The 18,564-nt window shown below is 44.0% G+C and carries 14 protein-coding genes and 1 pseudogene; 10 read left to right on the forward strand and 5 right to left on the reverse strand.

The window, feature by feature from the left end:
* Positions 1-333: 333 nt before the first annotated feature.
* The gene (locus AC5RDS_RS06725) at positions 334-1,668 is read left to right on the forward strand and encodes an NADP-specific glutamate dehydrogenase (protein ID WP_013612440.1); all 1,335 of its coding nucleotides are present in this window, start codon (positions 334-336) and stop codon (positions 1,666-1,668) included.
* Positions 1,669-2,377: 709 nt separating this feature from the next.
* On the opposite strand, the gene rlmN is transcribed toward AC5RDS_RS06725, so the two are convergent.
* Positions 2,378-3,433 carry a dual-specificity RNA methyltransferase RlmN gene (gene rlmN / locus AC5RDS_RS06730; protein WP_118103534.1) on the reverse strand — a complete coding sequence of 352 codons (1,056 nt, stop codon included), beginning with the start codon at positions 3,431-3,433 and terminating at the stop codon, positions 2,378-2,380.
* 304 nt (positions 3,434-3,737) lie between these two features.
* Between rlmN and AC5RDS_RS06735 the strand changes: the two genes are divergently transcribed.
* The 4 genes from AC5RDS_RS06735 to AC5RDS_RS06750 all read left to right on the forward strand — a co-directional run bounded on the left by AC5RDS_RS06735 (position 3,738) and on the right by AC5RDS_RS06750 (position 9,146).
* On the forward strand, positions 3,738-5,900 hold the full coding sequence (locus AC5RDS_RS06735; RefSeq protein WP_013612438.1) for a S46 family peptidase: 2,163 nt from the start codon (positions 3,738-3,740) through the stop codon (positions 5,898-5,900).
* 16 nt (positions 5,901-5,916) lie between these two features.
* Positions 5,917-6,939 (forward strand): branched-chain amino acid aminotransferase, encoded by a 1,023-nt coding sequence (locus AC5RDS_RS06740; RefSeq protein ID WP_013612437.1) that lies wholly within the window; start codon positions 5,917-5,919, stop codon positions 6,937-6,939.
* 267 nt (positions 6,940-7,206) lie between these two features.
* Positions 7,207-7,563 (forward strand): BlaI/MecI/CopY family transcriptional regulator, encoded by a 357-nt coding sequence (locus AC5RDS_RS06745; protein WP_041557342.1) that lies wholly within the window; start codon positions 7,207-7,209, stop codon positions 7,561-7,563.
* A gap of 5 nt (positions 7,564-7,568) precedes the next feature.
* Positions 7,569-9,146: a M56 family metallopeptidase gene (locus tag AC5RDS_RS06750; protein WP_013612435.1), complete on the forward strand. Its 1,578-nt coding sequence runs from the start codon at positions 7,569-7,571 to the stop codon at positions 9,144-9,146.
* 140 nt (positions 9,147-9,286) lie between these two features.
* Here the strand turns inward: AC5RDS_RS06750 and AC5RDS_RS06755 are convergent, their stop codons facing one another.
* Genes AC5RDS_RS06755 through AC5RDS_RS06765 form a run of 3 tightly spaced genes read right to left on the reverse strand, consistent with a single transcriptional unit; the run spans position 9,287 to position 11,527 of the window.
* Positions 9,287-10,567 (reverse strand): DUF4252 domain-containing protein, encoded by a 1,281-nt coding sequence (locus AC5RDS_RS06755; RefSeq protein ID WP_013612434.1) that lies wholly within the window; start codon positions 10,565-10,567, stop codon positions 9,287-9,289.
* A gap of 27 nt (positions 10,568-10,594) precedes the next feature.
* Entirely contained in the window at positions 10,595-11,017 is a 423-nt protein-coding gene (locus AC5RDS_RS06760) for a PG0215 family putative anti-sigma factor (RefSeq protein ID WP_288791670.1), read from the reverse strand.
* Positions 11,018-11,029: 12 nt separating this feature from the next.
* Positions 11,030-11,527: a GFO_1088 family ECF-type sigma factor gene (locus AC5RDS_RS06765; protein WP_228026157.1), complete on the reverse strand. Its 498-nt coding sequence runs from the start codon at positions 11,525-11,527 to the stop codon at positions 11,030-11,032.
* Positions 11,528-11,977: 450 nt separating this feature from the next.
* On the opposite strand from AC5RDS_RS06765, the gene AC5RDS_RS06770 reads away from it, so the two are divergent.
* Both AC5RDS_RS06770 and AC5RDS_RS06775 read left to right on the forward strand, forming a co-directional pair.
* Positions 11,978-12,613, forward strand: coding sequence for a hypothetical protein (locus AC5RDS_RS06770; RefSeq protein ID WP_175315991.1), 636 nt, complete (start codon positions 11,978-11,980; stop codon positions 12,611-12,613).
* A 13-nt stretch (positions 12,614-12,626) separates the two neighbouring features.
* Positions 12,627-13,268, forward strand: coding sequence for a hypothetical protein (locus tag AC5RDS_RS06775; protein ID WP_013612430.1), 642 nt, complete (start codon positions 12,627-12,629; stop codon positions 13,266-13,268).
* 355 nt (positions 13,269-13,623) lie between these two features.
* Here the strand turns inward: AC5RDS_RS06775 and AC5RDS_RS06780 are convergent, their stop codons facing one another.
* Complete coding sequence (locus AC5RDS_RS06780; RefSeq protein ID WP_306446875.1) at positions 13,624-14,202, reverse strand: nucleotidyl transferase AbiEii/AbiGii toxin family protein; 579 nt, start codon at positions 14,200-14,202, stop codon at positions 13,624-13,626.
* Between AC5RDS_RS06780 and AC5RDS_RS06785 the strand changes: the two genes are divergently transcribed.
* From AC5RDS_RS06785 to AC5RDS_RS06795, 3 genes and pseudogenes are all read left to right on the forward strand, one after another.
* Positions 14,129-15,442: an ATP-binding protein gene (locus AC5RDS_RS06785; protein ID WP_013612429.1), complete on the forward strand. Its 1,314-nt coding sequence runs from the start codon at positions 14,129-14,131 to the stop codon at positions 15,440-15,442. The two genes, AC5RDS_RS06780 and AC5RDS_RS06785, sit on opposite strands and share 74 nt — an antisense overlap.
* Positions 15,443-15,467: 25 nt before the next feature.
* Positions 15,468-17,654: a hypothetical protein gene (locus tag AC5RDS_RS06790; protein WP_118103526.1), complete on the forward strand. Its 2,187-nt coding sequence runs from the start codon at positions 15,468-15,470 to the stop codon at positions 17,652-17,654.
* Between the two features lie 399 nt (positions 17,655-18,053).
* Positions 18,054-18,410: pseudogene (locus tag AC5RDS_RS06795) on the forward strand (DDE transposase); the annotation flags it as partial.
* Positions 18,411-18,564 lie beyond the last annotated feature (154 nt).

The following is an 18,564-nucleotide window of genomic DNA, read 5'->3' on the forward strand; positions in this document are numbered from 1 at the left end:
CGACCTGTTACACGAGGATCTGTCACTTCTGAAAAATAATTAGAGGTATTCATTTTGCAATGATAAACTTTTTAGAGGAATTTTGGTGCGGTCGCCCTGGAGCGGCTTTGATGATGAAGCTGTTTTTCTGTGAAAGAATGAGGGCGTTAACGTTTTCACTTTCCCGAAATTACACAAATCTTCCCTTCGTGTTTGAAATTTAACAAAATGAATTATTTTTGATATTATGCGCTACCTTTGTTCGTACAAACGAAACACACACTACTGACAATTTATATACAACTGACCCATGAAACCCGCCTTCGGGCGGGCTTCTGATTTAACCTATATCTTATGAAAGCAAAAGACGTTTTGACAGAATTGAAAAGGCGGTTTCCCAACGAACCGGAATACCACCAGGCAGTAGAAGAGGTATTGAATACCATCGAAGATACCTATAATCGGAATATCGAGTTTGAAAAAAGCAATTTGATCGAGCGGCTCTGTATTCCCGATCGGATTTTCTCGTTTCGGGTGACCTGGACAGATGATCAGGGAAATGTGCATACCAACATGGGCTACCGCATCCAGCACAACAATGCTATAGGTCCTTACAAAGGAGGAATCCGTTTCCATTCCTCCGTGAATTTATCTATTTTAAAATTCCTGGCTTTCGAGCAGACCTTTAAAAATTCACTGACTACTTTACCGATGGGAGGGGCTAAAGGTGGTTCGGATTTTAATCCGAAAGGAAAATCGAATGCCGAGATTATGCGTTTTTGTCAGGCCTATATTTTGGAGTTATGGCGCAATATCGGACCCGGTACGGATATTCCGGCAGGGGATATCGGTGTCGGTGGCCGGGAGGTTAATTATATGTACGGAATGTATAAAAAACTGGCGAGGGAAAATAGCGGAACTTTTACGGGCAAAGGCCTGGAATCCGGTGGTTCTCTGATCCGTCCCGAAGCTACCGGTTATGGGAATGTATATTTCCTGTTGGAGATGCTGAAGACCCGGAATATAGAGCTGAAGGGCAAGACCGTAGCCGTCTCGGGGGCGGGAAATGTGGCCCTTTACACGGTACAGAAACTGAACGAGCTCGGCGCAAAGGTGGTGACTCTGTCGGATAGCAGCGGTTATATTTACGATCCCGAAGGGATCGGTGCTGGAAAGTTGGAATATATGATGGAGTTAAAATTGTTCTACCGGGGAAGGGTGAAGGAATATGCCGATAAGTACGGTTGTAAATACGTGGCCGGAGGTCGGCCGTGGGGGGAGAAATGTGATATCGCTATGCCCAGTGCCACTCAGAATGAACTGAACGGTGACGAAGCCCGTACTTTAGTTGCCAACGGTTGTGTGGCGGTGTCCGAAGGGGCGAACATGCCCTCTACACCCGAAGCGATTCAGGTCTTTCTCGAAAATAAATTGTTGTATGTTCCCGGTAAAGCCGCCAACGCCGGCGGAGTGGCCACTTCGGGTCTCGAGATGTGTCAGAATGCACAGAAAATCAGCTGGACACGCGAAGAAGTCGATCAGAAACTAAAGGAGATCATGCAGTCTATCCATGCGCAGTGTGTGAAATACGGTACCCAGCCCGATGGTTACGTCAACTATGTCAAAGGAGCTAACGTGGCCGGTTTTATCAAAGTAGCCCGCGCGATAATGGACCAAGGCATTTTATAAAAGGTATAAATTCATCATAAGAACGTAAGTATAATTTTTTCTTTCTATTCCGATTTCGGTTTTTATACCGGAAGACCGGTTCGCCTGGACCGGTCCGTTAAGGCTTTCCTTCACTGACCGGCGGAACTCCTCGCAAGCTCGTCAGACACCACCGGTCGGGCGTTCGGAAACCCTAACCGGATCCTCGTTCCCGCTCCAATGGTCTTCCGGTATAAAACCCTCCATCTCACGGCAGAGCTAACCGGCAAAGAAAATACAACCAGAAATTTGCAGCAGCAGGAAGACGGACCGTCCGGCTTATTTCCAGGGAGAATAATCTTTCTTAAATCAAGACTAATCTGCAATTCAGTGATAACGTAAGTCGGAGGTGATCGGGATTGGCGACCATTGGAGCTCTGGCGAGTGTCGTCTTGCTTTTTCTGAACGCCCGACCGGTGGTGTCTGACGAGCGTAGTGAGGAGTTCCGCCGGTCAGTGATAGAAAAAGTTAGACGACCGACAGAAGCGACCGGGTCACCAATTCCGATCACCGGAGACGAATAAGTACCGAATAATTCTACCGTTTTTTGGTTACGACGGTTTAGACATAGTTTTTGAAAGCGTTGTAACTATGTAAACGGTACGCTTTAATTCGGTTTATGATACCATGTTCCGCTCCTGACCGGTGGCCTTAAAAAAGGATTCGCAGGGTCCGGAAGACTTTATGGATTTTACAAATTGCTTTCTTGTTTCCCCGCCAACTGTCCGCAGGCGGCGTCGATGTCTTTCCCTTTGCTGCGGCGTACGTTGACCACCATGTTACATCCTTCCAGAAACCGGATGAAGGCATCCCGGTTTTTGTCCGGACTGTGTTGAAAACCAGAACCTTCCACATTGTTGTATTCGATGATATTGATCTTGATCGGGAATTGGCGGCAATAGAGGGCCAAAGCTTTTGCATCTTCGAGGCTGTCGTTGATATCTTTCAGAAGCAAATACTCGAAAGTCGGACGGGTTCCTGTTTTTTCGACGAAATATTTCAGGCTTCCTGCAATCTCACTCAAAGGATAGGCTTTATTCACCGGCATAAGGAAAGTGCGGGTGGTTTCTTTCGCTGCATGTAGCGAAAGCGCCAGATTAAAACGCACTCCATCGTCTGCCAATTGCCTGATTTTTTCCGGGATACCGGCTGTAGATACCGTAATCCGGTAGGGTGACATGGCTAATCCGTCCTGGGCCGTAATCCGTTCTATCGCTCTGAGGACCTGCTCGTAATTCAGTAAAGGTTCGCCCATTCCCATGAAAACGATATTGCTCAATGGTTGCCCCTGGGCTTCCGCTGCCTGCTGTGCACGGACCACCTGTTCGAAAATTTCGCCGGCCGTTAAATTACGTTTAAAACCCAGGGTACCGGTTGCACAGAATTTGCACCCCAGCTGACAACCCACTTGTGAAGATACACAGACCGTGAATTTTTGATTTCCGGGAATCAGTACGCTCTCGACGATTTCGCCGTCGGTCAGCCGCCAGGCTGTTTTTTCGGTGCCGTCGCTGGCTGTCTGCACCTGCTGCGGAAAGAGGGAATCGAAGAAATAATGCCGGCTTAATAATTCCCGGGTAGCCTTCGATAAGTTGCTCATCTCTGCGAAATCCGTCACCCCTCTTTGCCAGATCCATTGCCAGATCTGTTTTGCACGGAAAGCCTTCTCGCCTTGTGCGGTTAAAAAGTCGCTTAAATCCCGTAAAGATTCTTCTCTGATATTTTTTTTGTTACTTGTATCGGCCATAATCTCGTTATTATATAAAATCAAAATCTCTCACCTCACAAAGGTATCGTATTTTGCTATATTCTTCTCCTTCAGCCTTCCAAATCTTTTCTTCCTGTTCTTTTTTCTGTCCCGGTTTTTTCTTTTCCTCTCTCCTGTTAAAATAAAGTGAAAATCAGATAAAGAACGGATTTAATTATATATTTGCACTTATCTTAGCTTGAAAGTTATAATAACTTAGGAAAAAGGTTATTTTTCGTTAAGAAATTTAAGTTGGGATAGTGTGGTAGTTATAATTTAAAACAAATACTATAGAATAAAACACATGAAGAAACTATTGATTATTGCTCTTGCTCTGCTTTCGGTGTCTATTGTCAGGGCTGATGAAGGAATGTGGTTGTTGTCGAAATTAAAACCACTGAACATTGAGAAAATGCAACAGATGGGATTTAAACTGACTGCAGAAGATATCTACGATGTCAATAAACCCGGTATCAAAGATGCTATCGTCGGTTTAGGCAATGCCGGCCGTCCTTTCCGTCATTTTTGTTCGGGAGAGATTATTTCTCCCAATGGGTTGATGCTGACCAATCATCACTGTGGTTTCAGTGCTATCCAATCTCATTCTTCTGTCGAGCACGACTATCTGGCCGATGGTTTCTGGGCTTACAAAATGGAAGATGAGCTCACCAATCCCGGCGTGACCGCTTCTATTCTGGAACGGATGGAAGACGTAACCGACCGTATCGCTCCTTTCTTAAAAGACGATATGAGCGAAATGGACCGCGGCGCTATCATCGACAGTATATCTGCAGTGATTGTGAAGGAAGCTGTGGCTGGAACGAAATTAAGCGGACAGGTTCAGCCGATGTTCGAAGGAAACCAATTCTTCCTGTTCCTTTACACCATCTACAAAGACGTACGTTTGGTAGGTGCCCCTCCTCAGAGCATGGGAAAATTCGGTGGAGATACCGATAACTGGATGTGGCCCCGTCATACTGCCGACTTTTCTATGTTCCGTATTTACACCGCTCCTGACGGTAGCCCTGCCGAATACTCCAAAGATAATGTACCCTTAAAACCCAAACATTACCTGCCCGTATCTGCAAAAGGCGTGAAAGACGGTGATTTTGCCATGATTATGGGATTCCCCGGAACTACCGACCGCTATACCACCAGTTTCGGATTACAGAATACGATGGATGTAACCAACGATATCCGTTACAAAGTACGTACGGTAAAATTGGAGGTTATGCGCGAAGAAATGGCTAAGAGTCCGAAAACCCGGATTCAATATGCTTCTAAATATGCCAGTTGTGCCAACTACTGGAAATATTCCTTCGAGCAGAATAAAGCGCTCAAAAACCTGAACACCAAAGGCAACAAAGAAGCCATCGAAAGAGAGTTTACCGCTTGGGTAAATGCCGATCCGGCCCGCAAAGCCACTTACGGCGAAGTGCTGCCGATGATTCGCCAGGGATACGAAGATATTAAAGAATATTCCGTAGCTACGGCTTATGCGCAGGAAGCCCTGGCCGGACCCGAAGCTCATTTGTTCGCTTACCGTAGCGGAAGAATGATCGAAGATCTTTGTGATAAAGAAATCCCCGCCGGAGAAAAAACAGAGATTAAAGAAGCTTTGAAAGATATGGCTAAAGCTTTTTTCAAAGACTATAATGCCGATCTCGATACAAAATTATTCGCTGCATTGTTTAAAATATACAACGACAATGTCGATCCCGATCTTTACCCCGAAGTTATCGATCTGGTCAACAAAAAATACAAAGGCAATTACGATAAGTTCGCTGCCGGATTGCAGCAGAAATCCATCTTCATGGACGAAGCTGCTTTCAACGCATTTCTCGACAAACCCGATTGTAAACAATTGGCCAAAGACCCGGTATATATTGCCGGTAAATCTTTCTATGAGATTTGGATCAAACTGACCGCCTACAGTGGTGAAATGCAGGAAAAAATTTCCAAAGGAGACCGTCTTTTCGTGAGGGGATTGATGGAAATGCAGCCCGATAAAGCCTGGGCTCCCAATGCCAATTCTACGATTCGCCTGACCTATGGTAAAGTAGGTAGCTACAAACCGCGGGATGCTGTTTTCTATGATTACTACACCACCCTTACCGGTGTGATCGAAAAAGAAGGGCCCAAAGGTGGGGAGTTCGAAGTACCCGACCGGCTGAAAGAACTGTATGCTCAGCAGGATTTCGCTCCTTACGGGACCGATAAGTTGAGTGTCAACTTCATCACAGATAACGACATCACCGGAGGTAACAGCGGTTCCGGTGTCATCAACGCCGAAGGACATCTGATCGGTACTGCCTTCGACGGTAACTCCGAAGCCATGTCCGGAGACATCGATTTTGAAGAAAATCTGCAACGGTGTATCAATCTCGACACTCGTTATTTCCTCTGGATTGTAGATAAATATGCCGGAGCTAAGAACCTGATCAACGAGATGACTATTATAAAATAATCAAAAACTAACTACTATGAAAAATTTAGATTGGGGTAAATTGTCCTTTGGATATTCCAAGACGGATTACAACGTACGTTGTTATTATAAGGACGGCAAATGGAGTGCTCCTGAAGTCAGCGACTCTGAAATGCTGAATATTCATATGGCTTCTACCTGTTTGCATTACGGACAGGAAGCATTCGAAGGTATGAAAGCCTTCCGGGGTAAAGATGGAAAAATCCGTCTCTTCCGTTGTGAAGAAAATGCAAAACGTATGCTTAGTTCTGCCGAATACGTAATGATGCAGGCTCCTTCGATCGAACTGTTCGAAGAAGCTGTCGTCAAAGCCATCGAGTTGAACAAAGAATACGTTCCGCCTTACGAATCGGGGGCCAGCTTATATATCCGTCCCTTGTTGATCGGTGTCGGACCGCAGATGGGAGTTGCTCCGGCTAAAGAATATATTTTCGTTGTATTTGTAGCTCCTGTAGGACCTTATTTCAAAGCCGGTTTCAAACCGACCAAAGTCATGCTCGAACGCCGTTACGACCGTGCTGCTCCCAATGGCACCGGACACATCAAAGTAGGAGGTAATTACGCTGCAGGAATGAGATCCGGCGAAGTAGCCCATCAGAAAGGCTATTCGACCGCCATCTTCCTCGATTCCAAAGAGAAGAAATACATCGACGAATGTGGCCCGGCCAATTTCTTCGGTATTAAAAACGGTTCATATATCACTCCGTTCTCTCACACCATCCTGCCTTCTATCACCAACGCCAGCCTGATGGTATTGGCCGAAGACATGGGATTGAAAGTAGAACGCCGGCTTATTCCCGTAGAAGAACTCGAGACTTTCGAAGAAGCCGGAGCTTGCGGTACGGCTGCTGTCATCAGTCCTATCGGACAGATCGATGATCTCGAAAACAACAAGAGCATCGTTTTCGGTAAGCCCGATGTTCCTGGTGAATGGTGTACCAAATTGTACAACCGTTTGAGAGCTATTCAATACGGAGACGAACCGGACAAATTCGGTTGGGTAAAAGTATTGAATTTCTAAAAACAGATTTTTAGGGATAATTGAATCAACTCGGAGAAAGTGCCTGATCGGTTCAGGCACTTTCTTTCTTTTGGGAACTCCGGGACGGACCTTTCGTCCCCAATGGGGGAGGACGGGAGTTCATAACTACTCCTTCGGCGTTTAAAGTAGTATATCGGGTTGCTGGAGCCTGCGGATATATATTTTTTTGAAACTTTCTTTATCAAACATTGGCAAATCTACGAAATTTTCGTAGATTTGCGAATAAATCGTAGTTTGATGTGCCTTATGGAAAAATTGACTTTTCAGGAAGAAGAAATCATGCTTATTATCTGGCAGGTAAAAGAAGGAGTGATTAAAGATTTTTTGAATTGCATGGAAGAGCCTCGTCCGCCTTATACGACGGTGGCTTCTATCGTGAAAAATCTGGAGAAAAAAGGATATGTACAGGCCAAACGTTATGGGAACACCTATGTTTATTCGCCTTCGATCGATGAAGGGGAATACAAAACGAAATTTCTTTCCGGCGTCGTACAGAATTATTTCGAGAATTCATATAAAGAGATGGTAACTTTTTTTGCCCGGAAACAGAAGATCTCGGCCAAAGAGTTAGAAGAAATTATCCGTTTAATTGAAAAAGAATAGGAGCTATGGAAGATTTTCAAATTTATATATTACAGGTAAATGCGGGTTTAGTGGTATTCTATCTTTTATATCGGATGTTGTTTTCCAGGGATACTTTTTTAAGAATCCGGCGTTTATTTCTTTTTTCCATCGTTATACTGGCTTTTGTATATCCCCTGATTTCGTTGGCATCCTGGTTGGAGCAAGGTAATGCCTTGCCCGGGATGGTTGTCGGGTATGCCGAAATGCTGGCGGTGGTTACTCCTGTGGCTCCGCAACCTGCCGCAGAACAATCGCTTTTCACCTGGCAGCGGTTCCTGATCTGGATTTGGAGTGGGGGAAGTCTTGTGCTGACACTCCGTATGGCGGTCCAGTTGGCTGGTATCTGTCGATTCGCTTATCAGGGTAAAAAACAGAGCTGTCATCATGTTCCGGTCATTGCTTTGCCGAAGATTACAGCTCCTTTCTCTTTCTTCGGTTGGATTTTTGTCAATCCGGCCCATTACGAAGAGCGGGAACTTCATGAGATTATCGTACACGAGTCTGCTCATGTCCGCCAATGGCATTCATTGGATATGTTACTCGGGGAGATACTTTGTATCTTTTTCTGGTTCAATCCGGTTGTCTGGCTTTTACGTAAAGAAATCAGGCAGAATCTGGAATTTTTAGCAGATGAGCAAGTGGTAAATTCCGGTTACAACCGCAAAAATTATCAATATCACTTGCTTCGCCTGTCCCATCAATCGACTGCAGTACCTATAGTTAATAATTTCAATGTTTCTCAATTAAAAAAACGAATTATTATGATGAATAAGAAAAAAACATCCAGAATCGGCTTGTTGAAATATGCCTTTTTACTTCCGGTAACCGGCTTATTGATTCTGGCTGGAAATGCACGAGCCGTAACCGATCTGGCCTCCCATACACTGATACAGGCCGGCGGGGAAACTTCCTTATACAAAGGCCGGGTAGTGGACGAACAAGGTAATCCCCTGCAAGGGGCCACGGTCATTATCAAAGGGACCTCACTGGGGGCTTCCACTGATCAGGATGGAGAATTCTCTATCCAGGCCGGGAAGGGAGATACGCTTTATTTTTCATATGTAGGCAAACGGACTGCAGAGGTGATTTGTGGGGATAAAGCTAATCTGAAAGAGGTGGTTTTACCTAAGCAACCGGTAGAGCTCGAGGGAATGGTAGTTGTCGGATATGCGAAAGCTGGCCAGAATGCAACATCTAAGGAGGGAGAAATTTTCACGGCTGTCGAGGAAATGCCGGTATTCAAAGAAGGAAATGTGCTGGCTTATATGGCACGGATGGTCAAATATCCTGTCCGGGCTCAGGAGAAAGGAATTCAGGGTAAAGTGATTGTTTCTTTCGTAATCGATAAAGCGGGTAGAGTGACCGATCCTCAGGTTGTAAGAAGTGTAGATCAGGATCTGGACCGGGAAGCCCTGAGAGTTGTCAAGGCATTACCCGATTGGATTCCCGGCAAACAGAGAGGCGTGGCTGTAGATGTGTTCTATACGCTTCCGATCGAATTCCGCTTGCAGAGCGATGCAGAAACTCCTGCCGTTTCGGGAAAAGCGGATGAACAGGTGTGACCGGCCTTTTAACAGTAAAAACAACGGCCGATAAATCGGAGTTGTGCAGTCTTCCCCATCGCTGATTAGTAAAACCTTCGGTCCTGATAAATGAATATAAATCAGAACCGAAGGTTCACCGATCCTTCCCTTAGGGGGGATTATTTCGTATTGATAATCACTTCTGCATTCGGGTAATACCCCACCTCTTTTTCAATCGGGCTAATCGGACGGATTTGCAGGATCTCACTGGGATCAATATCGAAACGGTCGGCCAGGCGTCCGTCGATAACCAGAAGAGGTTCTTTCATTTTTTCGAGATTGTATTTGTATTCCTGGCTATTGTATTTAAAAGTGAGTACGCCATTCTGAAAGCTCACAAATTCTCCTAACCGATCTCTCGACGTGATGAATAAATAGGATTTTTTGACATCTTCTTTCGATGGGATGATGTTGACATTCAAAATCTTATCCGGCATTTGTACGTTGTCTTTAGGGGCTTGTTGCCCATCGATGATGTAAGTCATATCCGAATTCTGGGAGTCGATTTTAATTTTTGTTTTTCCGTTTTCTTCCGTGATTTGTACCGAGTTACTGCTCATACCTGTACCGTTGCCGAACGATTGGAAAAATTTTTCAACCTTTTGCCGGTGATTGCCGTTTTTGAAAAATTCTTCGAAATCTTCATCCGTCATGCCCTCCCCCGGATTAAAAAATTCGTCCGGTAGGAAATGACCGAATGGAAAACCGCCGGGCATATTGTTCGTGGTGGTCGAATCACCGGGCATGCCGAAAAAATCGCCGAATAACGATCCGCTTCCCATGTGATTGTGCAGATTTTCCATCATCTGCCGGATATGCTGTGAAATAGCTCCGGGATTCATATCCGGGAAATCGTTAAAGTGTTTATACGACTCATAGGTGTCGGCATTGGAACTCAAGGCAGCCAGGGAGTTCAGGCCTTTCAGATTCAGCGCTCTCGACAGCAGGGCGATTTTATCCAGTTGAATGTCTCCCCGGAGTTCGATGATATCCACCTGTTGTGGGTTTTGGTTCCAGACCACCAGGTCGGTCACTTGTCCGTTTTTGTTGTGCGTGTAGATCAGTTGCTTTCCGAACTCGTCGTTCCGGCTTTTGATCAGTTTGTATTTTTCCGGTTTATCCAGTATTTCCCGGAACTGGCCGATCGCTTTTTCGCTCAGGGAGGGATCGGTCTGATTCAAATCCAGATTGAGAATATTCACCTCTTCCAGTTTTTGCAGGAGTTCGTTTGCCTCGGGCGGAAGATTATTCCGTTGATAAAGTCCGTAAAGGCTTTTGTCCAGCTGGGTGACCGTCACGCCGTTTTTCTCATGGTATTTGGACATGAGCTTAGATAATTGTGCATTTGCCGCGAAAGGCAAAACAGATACAATCGACAAAATAATAAATATTCTTCTCATGGCTATCTTGTTTTATAATTATACTTTTTATTCTATCGCTATAATCAGGTTATGATCTTCGTAAAGCACTCTTTGTACCGGTGTTTTTTCATCTTCCAGGGCATTTCCCAGGACGCGCAGTGCATTTTCGAAGCGTTCTTTCTTCAGGTTATCCGACAGTTGTATACCCGGACGGGGTGTCGTTGTGAAGGTCTCCCTGAATGAAAGGATCAGCACGGCCATCGCTGCAATACTCCCGGCCGTAATCCAGAGCTGTCTGATTTTGCGTTGCCGTTTTTGCCGGATATTCCGCTGTAATTTTTCATTCAGGCCTTCCGGTATTTCCATCGGATCGCGAAGCCCCAAAATCGGTTCTCCCGGGAGTTCTCCCCGTTGCCAGGCAGACCTCAACTCCCGCTCTTCCGCTAAAGTTGTCTCCCCTTTGTAATATCGTTTCAGTACTTCTTCCATATATTCTATCTGTCATCTTTCATTTCGCATCATTTCTTTTACCTTCGACCGTCCGCGTGAGAGCAACACCCGGATGTGGTTGGCGGTTAGTCCTGTGATCTGTTCGATTTCTTCAAATTCCAGTTCTTCTATTTCCCGCAGGATGAGCACCTCCCGTTGATTTTCCGGCAGAGTGTCGATGATTTGCCGGAGAAGGCTCACGGTGTCCTTGGTTTCGATTTCCTGCAAGGGATTGCTTGTATAATCTTCGTTTTGTGCCAGCTCTTCCCCGCCGTACACCGGTTTTTGTTTTTTTATCCAGTCGAGGCACAAGTTGCGGGTCACCTTCAATGCCCAGGCCCGGGGATTTTGCACTCCTTTCAGCTCTCTACGTGTATTCCAGAGTTTAATCATAACCTCCTGAGTGATGTCTGCAGCATCTGTCGGATTGCTGAGAATATGCTGTGCATAGGCATAGATATTCTTGGTCAGAGGCAGGATCATATGGTTAAATTCTTTTTCTGTCATCATTAGTAAGACGGATGCAGGCTGATTTTATTACAAAGGAACGGTTTTTTCTTCGTTAAAGTATGTTAGAGAACGTTTTTCTTGCCGTTTCTTTATCGCCTTCGATGCGCAGGTTACGTCCTTTAATAATCACATCTTCGCCGGGAGTGAGTAAGGTATTCACTTTTTGGGTTCACTTCAAATACAATAATGATACAAAATTAAATATCTTGTCGCCCACGATTGAATAATAATATTCATTTTACCTTCAGCTTCAGGTAAAAGCCTGAGGAAGGTAGTTCTTTGCCATATAGTAAATAGGTAGTTATCATGTAGTTAATATGTATCAACTCCAATTCAATTCCAATTATTCTCCAATTTAATACCAATTTTAATCGGTGTTAAATTGAAAATAAATTGGAAATTTAAACTTTTTTTATTATATTACAAACCTCGAAACTAAATATAAACATCATGGCAAGAGTAATTTCTTCAGGGCTCGGGCATATTTCCGGACGCATAGGCGACCATATCTTTTATGCTGTGGGAGATAAAAGATACGTACGCCGCGCTCCTGTTAAAGTCAGTAATCCCCGTTCGCCGGCCCAATGTTTACAGCGGTGGCGGCAGGTGTGTGTGCAAACGCTGTTCCGGTCGGTCAAGGGGACTTTATTTCAGCGTGCTGCCGACGAGGCTGCTGTCCGGTTGGGAAAACGATCGGGATACCATCTTTTTTTGAGCCGGAATATCAATGCTTTCGGAGAGGGTGACCGGGTCGACTATGCCAAATTGAGTTTTGGAGGTGCTTGTTTACAATTGCCCGATGGGTTTACCTGTGTACAGAACGAAGCGGGGCATTGGGAGTTGGCCTGGCAGGCGGGGATCCCCATGGCGACGGCAGCGCCGGACGACCGTTTGATAGTTGCCGCTATCTGCCCGGACGAACCTTATCGGTTAATTGTGTTGGAAAATATCTGCGCGCTCAGAAAAGATGGACGGGCAGAAGGTGAATGGCCGGCAAGCGGGAAGGAATTGCATTTATATTGTCTGTTTTGCTCTGCATCCGGAGAAACTTTTTCGCCGGATTGCTATTTCAGATTGAACCGGTAAATACAATGAAATTATGGCAGTTTTTGAATCGGGTTTATTCAGCAGGCTGAGCGGGTCCTTCGGAAATGTTACGATGTACCGGCTTGGAGATTCTAATGTGGTAAAAGGAAAAAGATGGGCACGGGATGCCCGTACTCCGTTGCAATTGATACACCGGGCTAAATGGAAAGTCTTGGGTCTCCTGGCTATGAGAATGAAAAAAGTGCTTGAATTGGGTTTTCCCGGTAGGGAAGCCAGAGGAAGGGTAAACGGTTTTATGAGCCGGAATCTACCTTGTATGACTTGTGACGAAGGGTTGAACGTCTCCGTCGATTATAGTAAACTGAAAGTTTCGGCCGGCGAGCTACAGGCTCCGGAAGTCACTGCCCAATGGGCAGATTCGGGCGGAATTTTGATCTTCAAACAAAAACGGCAACCGCTGAAACCTCTGATGTACGATGACGACCGGCTTTATGTTTTTCTCTGGAATCCGGAAGTGCTGCGGACAAACCTGCTGCCTTTACACCAAAGAAAAGAAACGGCGGAAGTATGCTTTACACTTTCGGAAGAATGGAAGAATACTTCTTTTCATATATACGCTTTCGCCGTAAATGCACGTGCCACGAAGGCGTCGGAAACACTTTGGCTGGGAAACTTTCACGAGAATAAAGAATGATATTTATATACATGTTTACACTTACAAACATAGGTATATTTTTTCTTTCTATTCCGATTCCGGGTTTTATACCGTCAGACCGGGGCGCCTGGAACGGTCCGGTAAGGTTTTCCTTCACTGACCGACAGAAGCGACCGGCTCGTCAATTCCGATCACCGAAGACAAATTAGTAGCGAAATAAACCTGCATTAGTACCAAAATCTATACATAAATTATTCGTATTTTTCGAAAAAACATCTTAGTGCGAGTTATATTTTCTTATTTCCTCGTTCAATCGTTTGAGGTAATTCACCAAGTCATCAAATGGTATAGACTTACCATAAATCATGTGCAGCTGCATATTCTCATAATCGGCTTACCCTTGTTCAATAACAGAAGCAGGTGGAATTATATTGAGCGTCGCAGGATAAAGTGTGTCATGGTCGAAACCACGCAAACCTATGAATGTGCGGCGATGTTCCACTACTTGACGGTAAAGCTCTGCATCATTGATGGCACGCCCGGCGATTGAAGTTTTCAACATCTGCCCGATGTCGTACATGTGTCGCGACATACGCTCAACTCCGATTAAATTCTTTGACTTAGCGAACGCCTCATGAAGCAGGAATATCTTTTCAAGAAAAGTGTGTTCGGGAAGTACGGCACGTACCATGAACTTCTGTTCGGTAAAAGGGGCTTTCGGATATACCTGGTCTATCATTGAATCGAATGCAATCCCACTTACAGGTTCACTCATTAGTCTACCGCTTACTTCTACTTTTACCTTTGGCAGAATATTACACATGTTTATATTTGATAAATGTGTATATTTGCACCAACTATATTGGTAAAATGTGATTGATGGACAAAAAAACGGATATATGGAGATAAAAAGGGATATAACGGCTGCATTGCTCGAATGGGAACAGCGGCCGGAGCGCAAGCCACTTATCATCCAAGGCGCACGTCAGATAGGTAAAACATGGATCATGCGGAAGTTCGGAGAAGAATATTTCGACCACGTTGCCTATTTTAATTTCGATGCATCGGAAGAACTGTGTCGGGAGTTCGAGAATACGAAAAATCCCGAAAGACTGATCGATATTCTCCGCCTTTATACGGAATATCCCATCGAGCCGGGGCGGACGTTGATCATCTTCGATGAGATCCAGCAGAGCAACAAGGCACTCAATAGTTTAAAGTATTTCTGCGAGGAGGCTCCCGAATATCATATTCTTGCGGCAGGATCGCTCTTGGGCGTATCTCTTTCGCAGGGAGATTCGTTTCCTGTAGGTAAAGTGGAATTCCTGAAAATGTATCCGGTTACATTCCGGGAGTTTCTGCGTGCCGATACGCCTCGGATGTACGAATATCTGGAGAACCTGACGGAGATCGCGCCGTTGCCGGAGATCGTCATGGGATGTGTCGCAGAGGCATACCGTCGCTATCAGGTTTGCGGAGGGATGCCGGCGGCAGTTGCTGCTATGCTCGACAAACGCGGCGTACAGGAGATCGAGGAGATTCAAAAAGCGATTCTGACGGCATATGCGCTGGATTTTGCCAAACACGCTCCGGGTAAAGACATTCCGCGTATTGCCGCCATTTGGAATTCCATACCGTCGCAGTTGGCGAAAGAAAACCGAAAATTCGTCTACAAGTTGGTCAAAACCGGGGCGCGGGCACGGGAATATGAAGACGGGCTGTTGTGGTTGGAGCATGCCGGGATGATCTATCGTATTTACTGCTCTTCCAAGCCCGGTTTACCGTTGAGCGCATACGACGACCTTTCGGCGTTCAAGATCTACCTGTGCGATGGGGGATTGTTGCGTGTTATGGCTCAGCTTCCGGCCGAGGTTCTCTGGTCGGAGAATTCGCTTTATACGGAGTTCAAAGGGGCAATGGCTGAAAATATGGTATTGCAGTCCCTCGCAGCCCATTTCGGCGTAATGCCGCGATATTGGATGTCGGAAGCTACCGCCGAGGTGGACTTCCTGTTGCAGGACAACACCTCTCTGTTTCCGGTCGAGGTTAAGTCCGGCACTCGTTTGGGTGGGAAGAGCCTCGGTATTTACATCGACCGCTTCTCGCCGGAACTGGCACTGCGTTACTCCATGAACAACCTGAAAAGGGATGGTGCGATTCTCAATATTCCCGTATTCCTCGCGGATTGGACGAAAAGGTGGATAAAAATATAATATTAGAATCGATACAACAAGACTTATGAAAACATTGGAAATTGATATGGAAAATTGCTTCGGAATATCAAAGTTCGAACATAAATTCGATTTCGCCGATGATACCTGCGTATTGATTTATGCACCCAATGGAATGATGAAAAGTTCATTTGCCCGTACATTTGAGTGTATTTCAAAAGATGATAAGAAATCGGTTCCATGTGACCGAATATATCCGCAAAGAAAAACCAATTGCACTGTTAAATGCGATGGGAAATCTATTGATCCAAAGTCAATTTTCGTTGCGAATGCTGAATCCGACATTGCTACAGATAATAGAATAACGACATTTTTGGCAAGTAAAGAACTGAAAGAACGATATGATAGTATTTACCAAGAACTTGACAAAGTAAAAAATGATTTTTTAGCAAAACTTAAAAGTATATCGAAGAGTACCGATTGCGAAAGCGAGGTTGTCTCGACTTTTCGAACAGGAGAAACAGATACTCTGTTTTCATGCCTTCTCTCTATTGAGGAGGATATTCGTAAAGCCCGGTACTTTTATGATTTCAGATATAACGATGTCTTCGATAAAAAAGGTAATGTCAAGAAGTTCTTAGACAAACACAAAGATTTGATTCAACAATATTTCACGGATTATCAAAAGTTATTAAGTCGTTCCAGATTCTTCAAAACGAATCGTGAGGGCGTATCGTTTGGTACATATCAGGCGACGGTTCTGCGGGAATCGGTAGCTGATGAAGCTTTCTTTGCTGCCAAACATAGAATAAAATTAAGTTCCGGAGTGGAAATAACATCCGCAGGACAATTACAGGAAATCATCAATGCAGAGATTACAAAAGTTATCAGCGACGATAAACTAAAATCTACATTCGAAAAAATAGATAAGGCGATCGGTAATAACAGTGAATTGAGGGCCTTTAAGGCTGTATTGGAAAAAGATAACACGATCATCCCGCTATTGATGGATTATAATGAGTTCAAGAAACAGGTATGGTATGGATTTATTCACAGATTGTGCGATGATGCTATTGCCTTAATCAATTTCTATAAAACCAAAACAGAAATATTAAACGATTTAATTGCCAAAGCTCAACAAGAGAGCCGTACATGGGAGACGATTATAGATATATACAACAAAAGATTTAGTGTTCCTTTTACCGTAGAGATTAAAAATAAAGCGGATGTTATACTCAAGCAAGATACGGCAAATCTCATATTCAAATACAAAGATGAACGGGCTGAAGAGCCGATCGAGCAACCCAAAGAAACTCTGTTGAAAATTTTGAGTAGAGGAGAATGCCGGGCGTTTTACACATTGCAAATATTATTTGAAATAGAAGCTCGTAAACATTATGCAGAAGATAGTTTGCTGATTCTCGACGACATTGCAGACTCTTTTGATTATAAAAATAAGTATGCCATTATAGAGTATCTTGCCGATGTATGTAAGGATAATAGATTCAAAATAATCCTGCTGACCCACAATTTCGATTTTTATAGAACGGTCGCATCCCGACTCGGTCTGAAAAAATCCGTATTTATGGCTATACACGATACAAGCGGAGATATAAAATGCAAAATAGGACAATATAGGAAAGATGTTTTTCAGCACTTTTCAAAACGAGCGAATAAGAAAAGAGTATTCATTGGGTTATTGCCTTTTGTAAGAAATATCATTGAATATTCTAAAGGTGAACAATCGGATGAATACAAGTGCTTGACAAATTGTTTGCATATTAAGGCAGGATCGGGAACTATTTCCTCAGATACAATCTGTCGGCTATATAAAACCTATATTCATAATTGCCAGAATCTCGTTATTGATTTTGGTGCGACTTTAATTACAGACCTGATACTGCAAGAAGCTGATGTAATCGTTAATGAAAATCCTTTGATTGACGAAATATTATTGGAAAACAAATTAGTTTTATCCATCGCTATCCGATTACGGGCGGAACAGTTGATATTGAAGCTGATAAATGACATTGACACAGATGAAATTTTGTCGAATCAGACACGGGAGTTGATCGACAAATACAAACAATCGGATGCTCCGAATCCTGAAATATTATCAATTTTCGATAAAGTAAGCCTGATGACTCCGGAAAATATCCATGTAAATGCGTTCATGTATGAGCCGCTGATCGATATGTCTGTAATGCACCTCATTAAATTATATAATGACATAAAGTGTCACATGGCAGACTGATATTTATTTGTCAACCATTTTTGTAAAATAGTAAACCATTACATTTCAAATATGTGTTCTAAACACCGGAGTCCAGCCGCAATATTAGCCGGAAAATATGAATGTCAATAAATTTTTTATTTTGATTTATTTATTGATAAATAAAAAATATTCAGTATTGTGACATTGTTATGAATAAAATTTGAGGGTAGAACAATTAGAGTACAAAATGTTATCGCATGGCATTAAATCGAATAAGGATTTAGGTGAAATTTGTTAAAAATTGAATATAGGACAAAAATGAGGTTAAAATCCGTTTTAATCCCACGGACAGGTCGGATATAATCGAACCGGGGCGCACTTATATAGGGACATTCATTAAATATTATAAAATCAGCCAACTAATTCATACACAAACTATTGCGAATTAGTTGGCTTTTTTGTATCTTTAGGTATTCCCCCGAAAACAAGGTTTGACGGCCAAAACGGGGGAAATACCCCAACTAAGATATGGCAAAAATACGAAATATTTCCGAGATTCAGCCTACATTAGGCTTTACAGAATTTGATATTCTGGAAAAATATCGCAAGAGTTTTCATGAGAGTGAGCTTGGCAGGCTTCATTCAGTGTTCCCGTTTGAGCGTATAGCCAAAGAATCAGGTCTGTCGGAGCAACGTCTTGGACGCAAGAACATTTTCAGTCTTTGTGCAAAGATCGGTCTTATGGTGCTGAAGGCTTATACCGGTTTCTCCGACAGGCAGTTGGTGGCACATCTTCGGTCTTGACCAGTGTAACCGGAGGTTACCGATTAGCGCTTTATCGGTCGGCATCTCTTCGATGCTGATCGGTGCAATTCCCGCTTGCTGATGAATGCCTGGCTGACCGGCGGCACAATCTTTCCGGTCGGCTTTACAGTCAGAACCAGAGGTT

The sequence above is a fragment of the Odoribacter sp. genome, assembly GCF_985060555.1.

Excerpts from the sequence above, each read along its gene's own strand:
- AC5RDS_RS06725 (WP_013612440.1), top strand. The coding sequence starts at position 334 with ATGAAAGCAAAAGACGTTTTGACAGAATTGAAAAGGCGGTTTCCCAAC.
- rlmN (WP_118103534.1), bottom strand. The coding sequence starts at position 3,433 with ATGGCCGATACAAGTAACAAAAAAAATATCAGAGAAGAATCTTTACGG.
- AC5RDS_RS06735 (WP_013612438.1), top strand. The coding sequence starts at position 3,738 with ATGAAGAAACTATTGATTATTGCTCTTGCTCTGCTTTCGGTGTCTATT.
- AC5RDS_RS06740 (WP_013612437.1), top strand. The coding sequence starts at position 5,917 with ATGAAAAATTTAGATTGGGGTAAATTGTCCTTTGGATATTCCAAGACG.
- AC5RDS_RS06745 (WP_041557342.1), top strand. The coding sequence starts at position 7,207 with ATGGAAAAATTGACTTTTCAGGAAGAAGAAATCATGCTTATTATCTGG.
- AC5RDS_RS06750 (WP_013612435.1), top strand. The coding sequence starts at position 7,569 with ATGGAAGATTTTCAAATTTATATATTACAGGTAAATGCGGGTTTAGTG.
- AC5RDS_RS06755 (WP_013612434.1), bottom strand. The coding sequence starts at position 10,567 with ATGAGAAGAATATTTATTATTTTGTCGATTGTATCTGTTTTGCCTTTC.
- AC5RDS_RS06760 (WP_288791670.1), bottom strand. The coding sequence starts at position 11,017 with ATGGAAGAAGTACTGAAACGATATTACAAAGGGGAGACAACTTTAGCG.
- AC5RDS_RS06765 (WP_228026157.1), bottom strand. The coding sequence starts at position 11,527 with ATGATGACAGAAAAAGAATTTAACCATATGATCCTGCCTCTGACCAAG.
- AC5RDS_RS06770 (WP_175315991.1), top strand. The coding sequence starts at position 11,978 with ATGGCAAGAGTAATTTCTTCAGGGCTCGGGCATATTTCCGGACGCATA.
- AC5RDS_RS06775 (WP_013612430.1), top strand. The coding sequence starts at position 12,627 with ATGGCAGTTTTTGAATCGGGTTTATTCAGCAGGCTGAGCGGGTCCTTC.
- AC5RDS_RS06785 (WP_013612429.1), top strand. The coding sequence starts at position 14,129 with ATGGAGATAAAAAGGGATATAACGGCTGCATTGCTCGAATGGGAACAG.
- AC5RDS_RS06780 (WP_306446875.1), bottom strand. The coding sequence starts at position 14,202 with ATGATAAGTGGCTTGCGCTCCGGCCGCTGTTCCCATTCGAGCAATGCA.
- AC5RDS_RS06790 (WP_118103526.1), top strand. The coding sequence starts at position 15,468 with ATGAAAACATTGGAAATTGATATGGAAAATTGCTTCGGAATATCAAAG.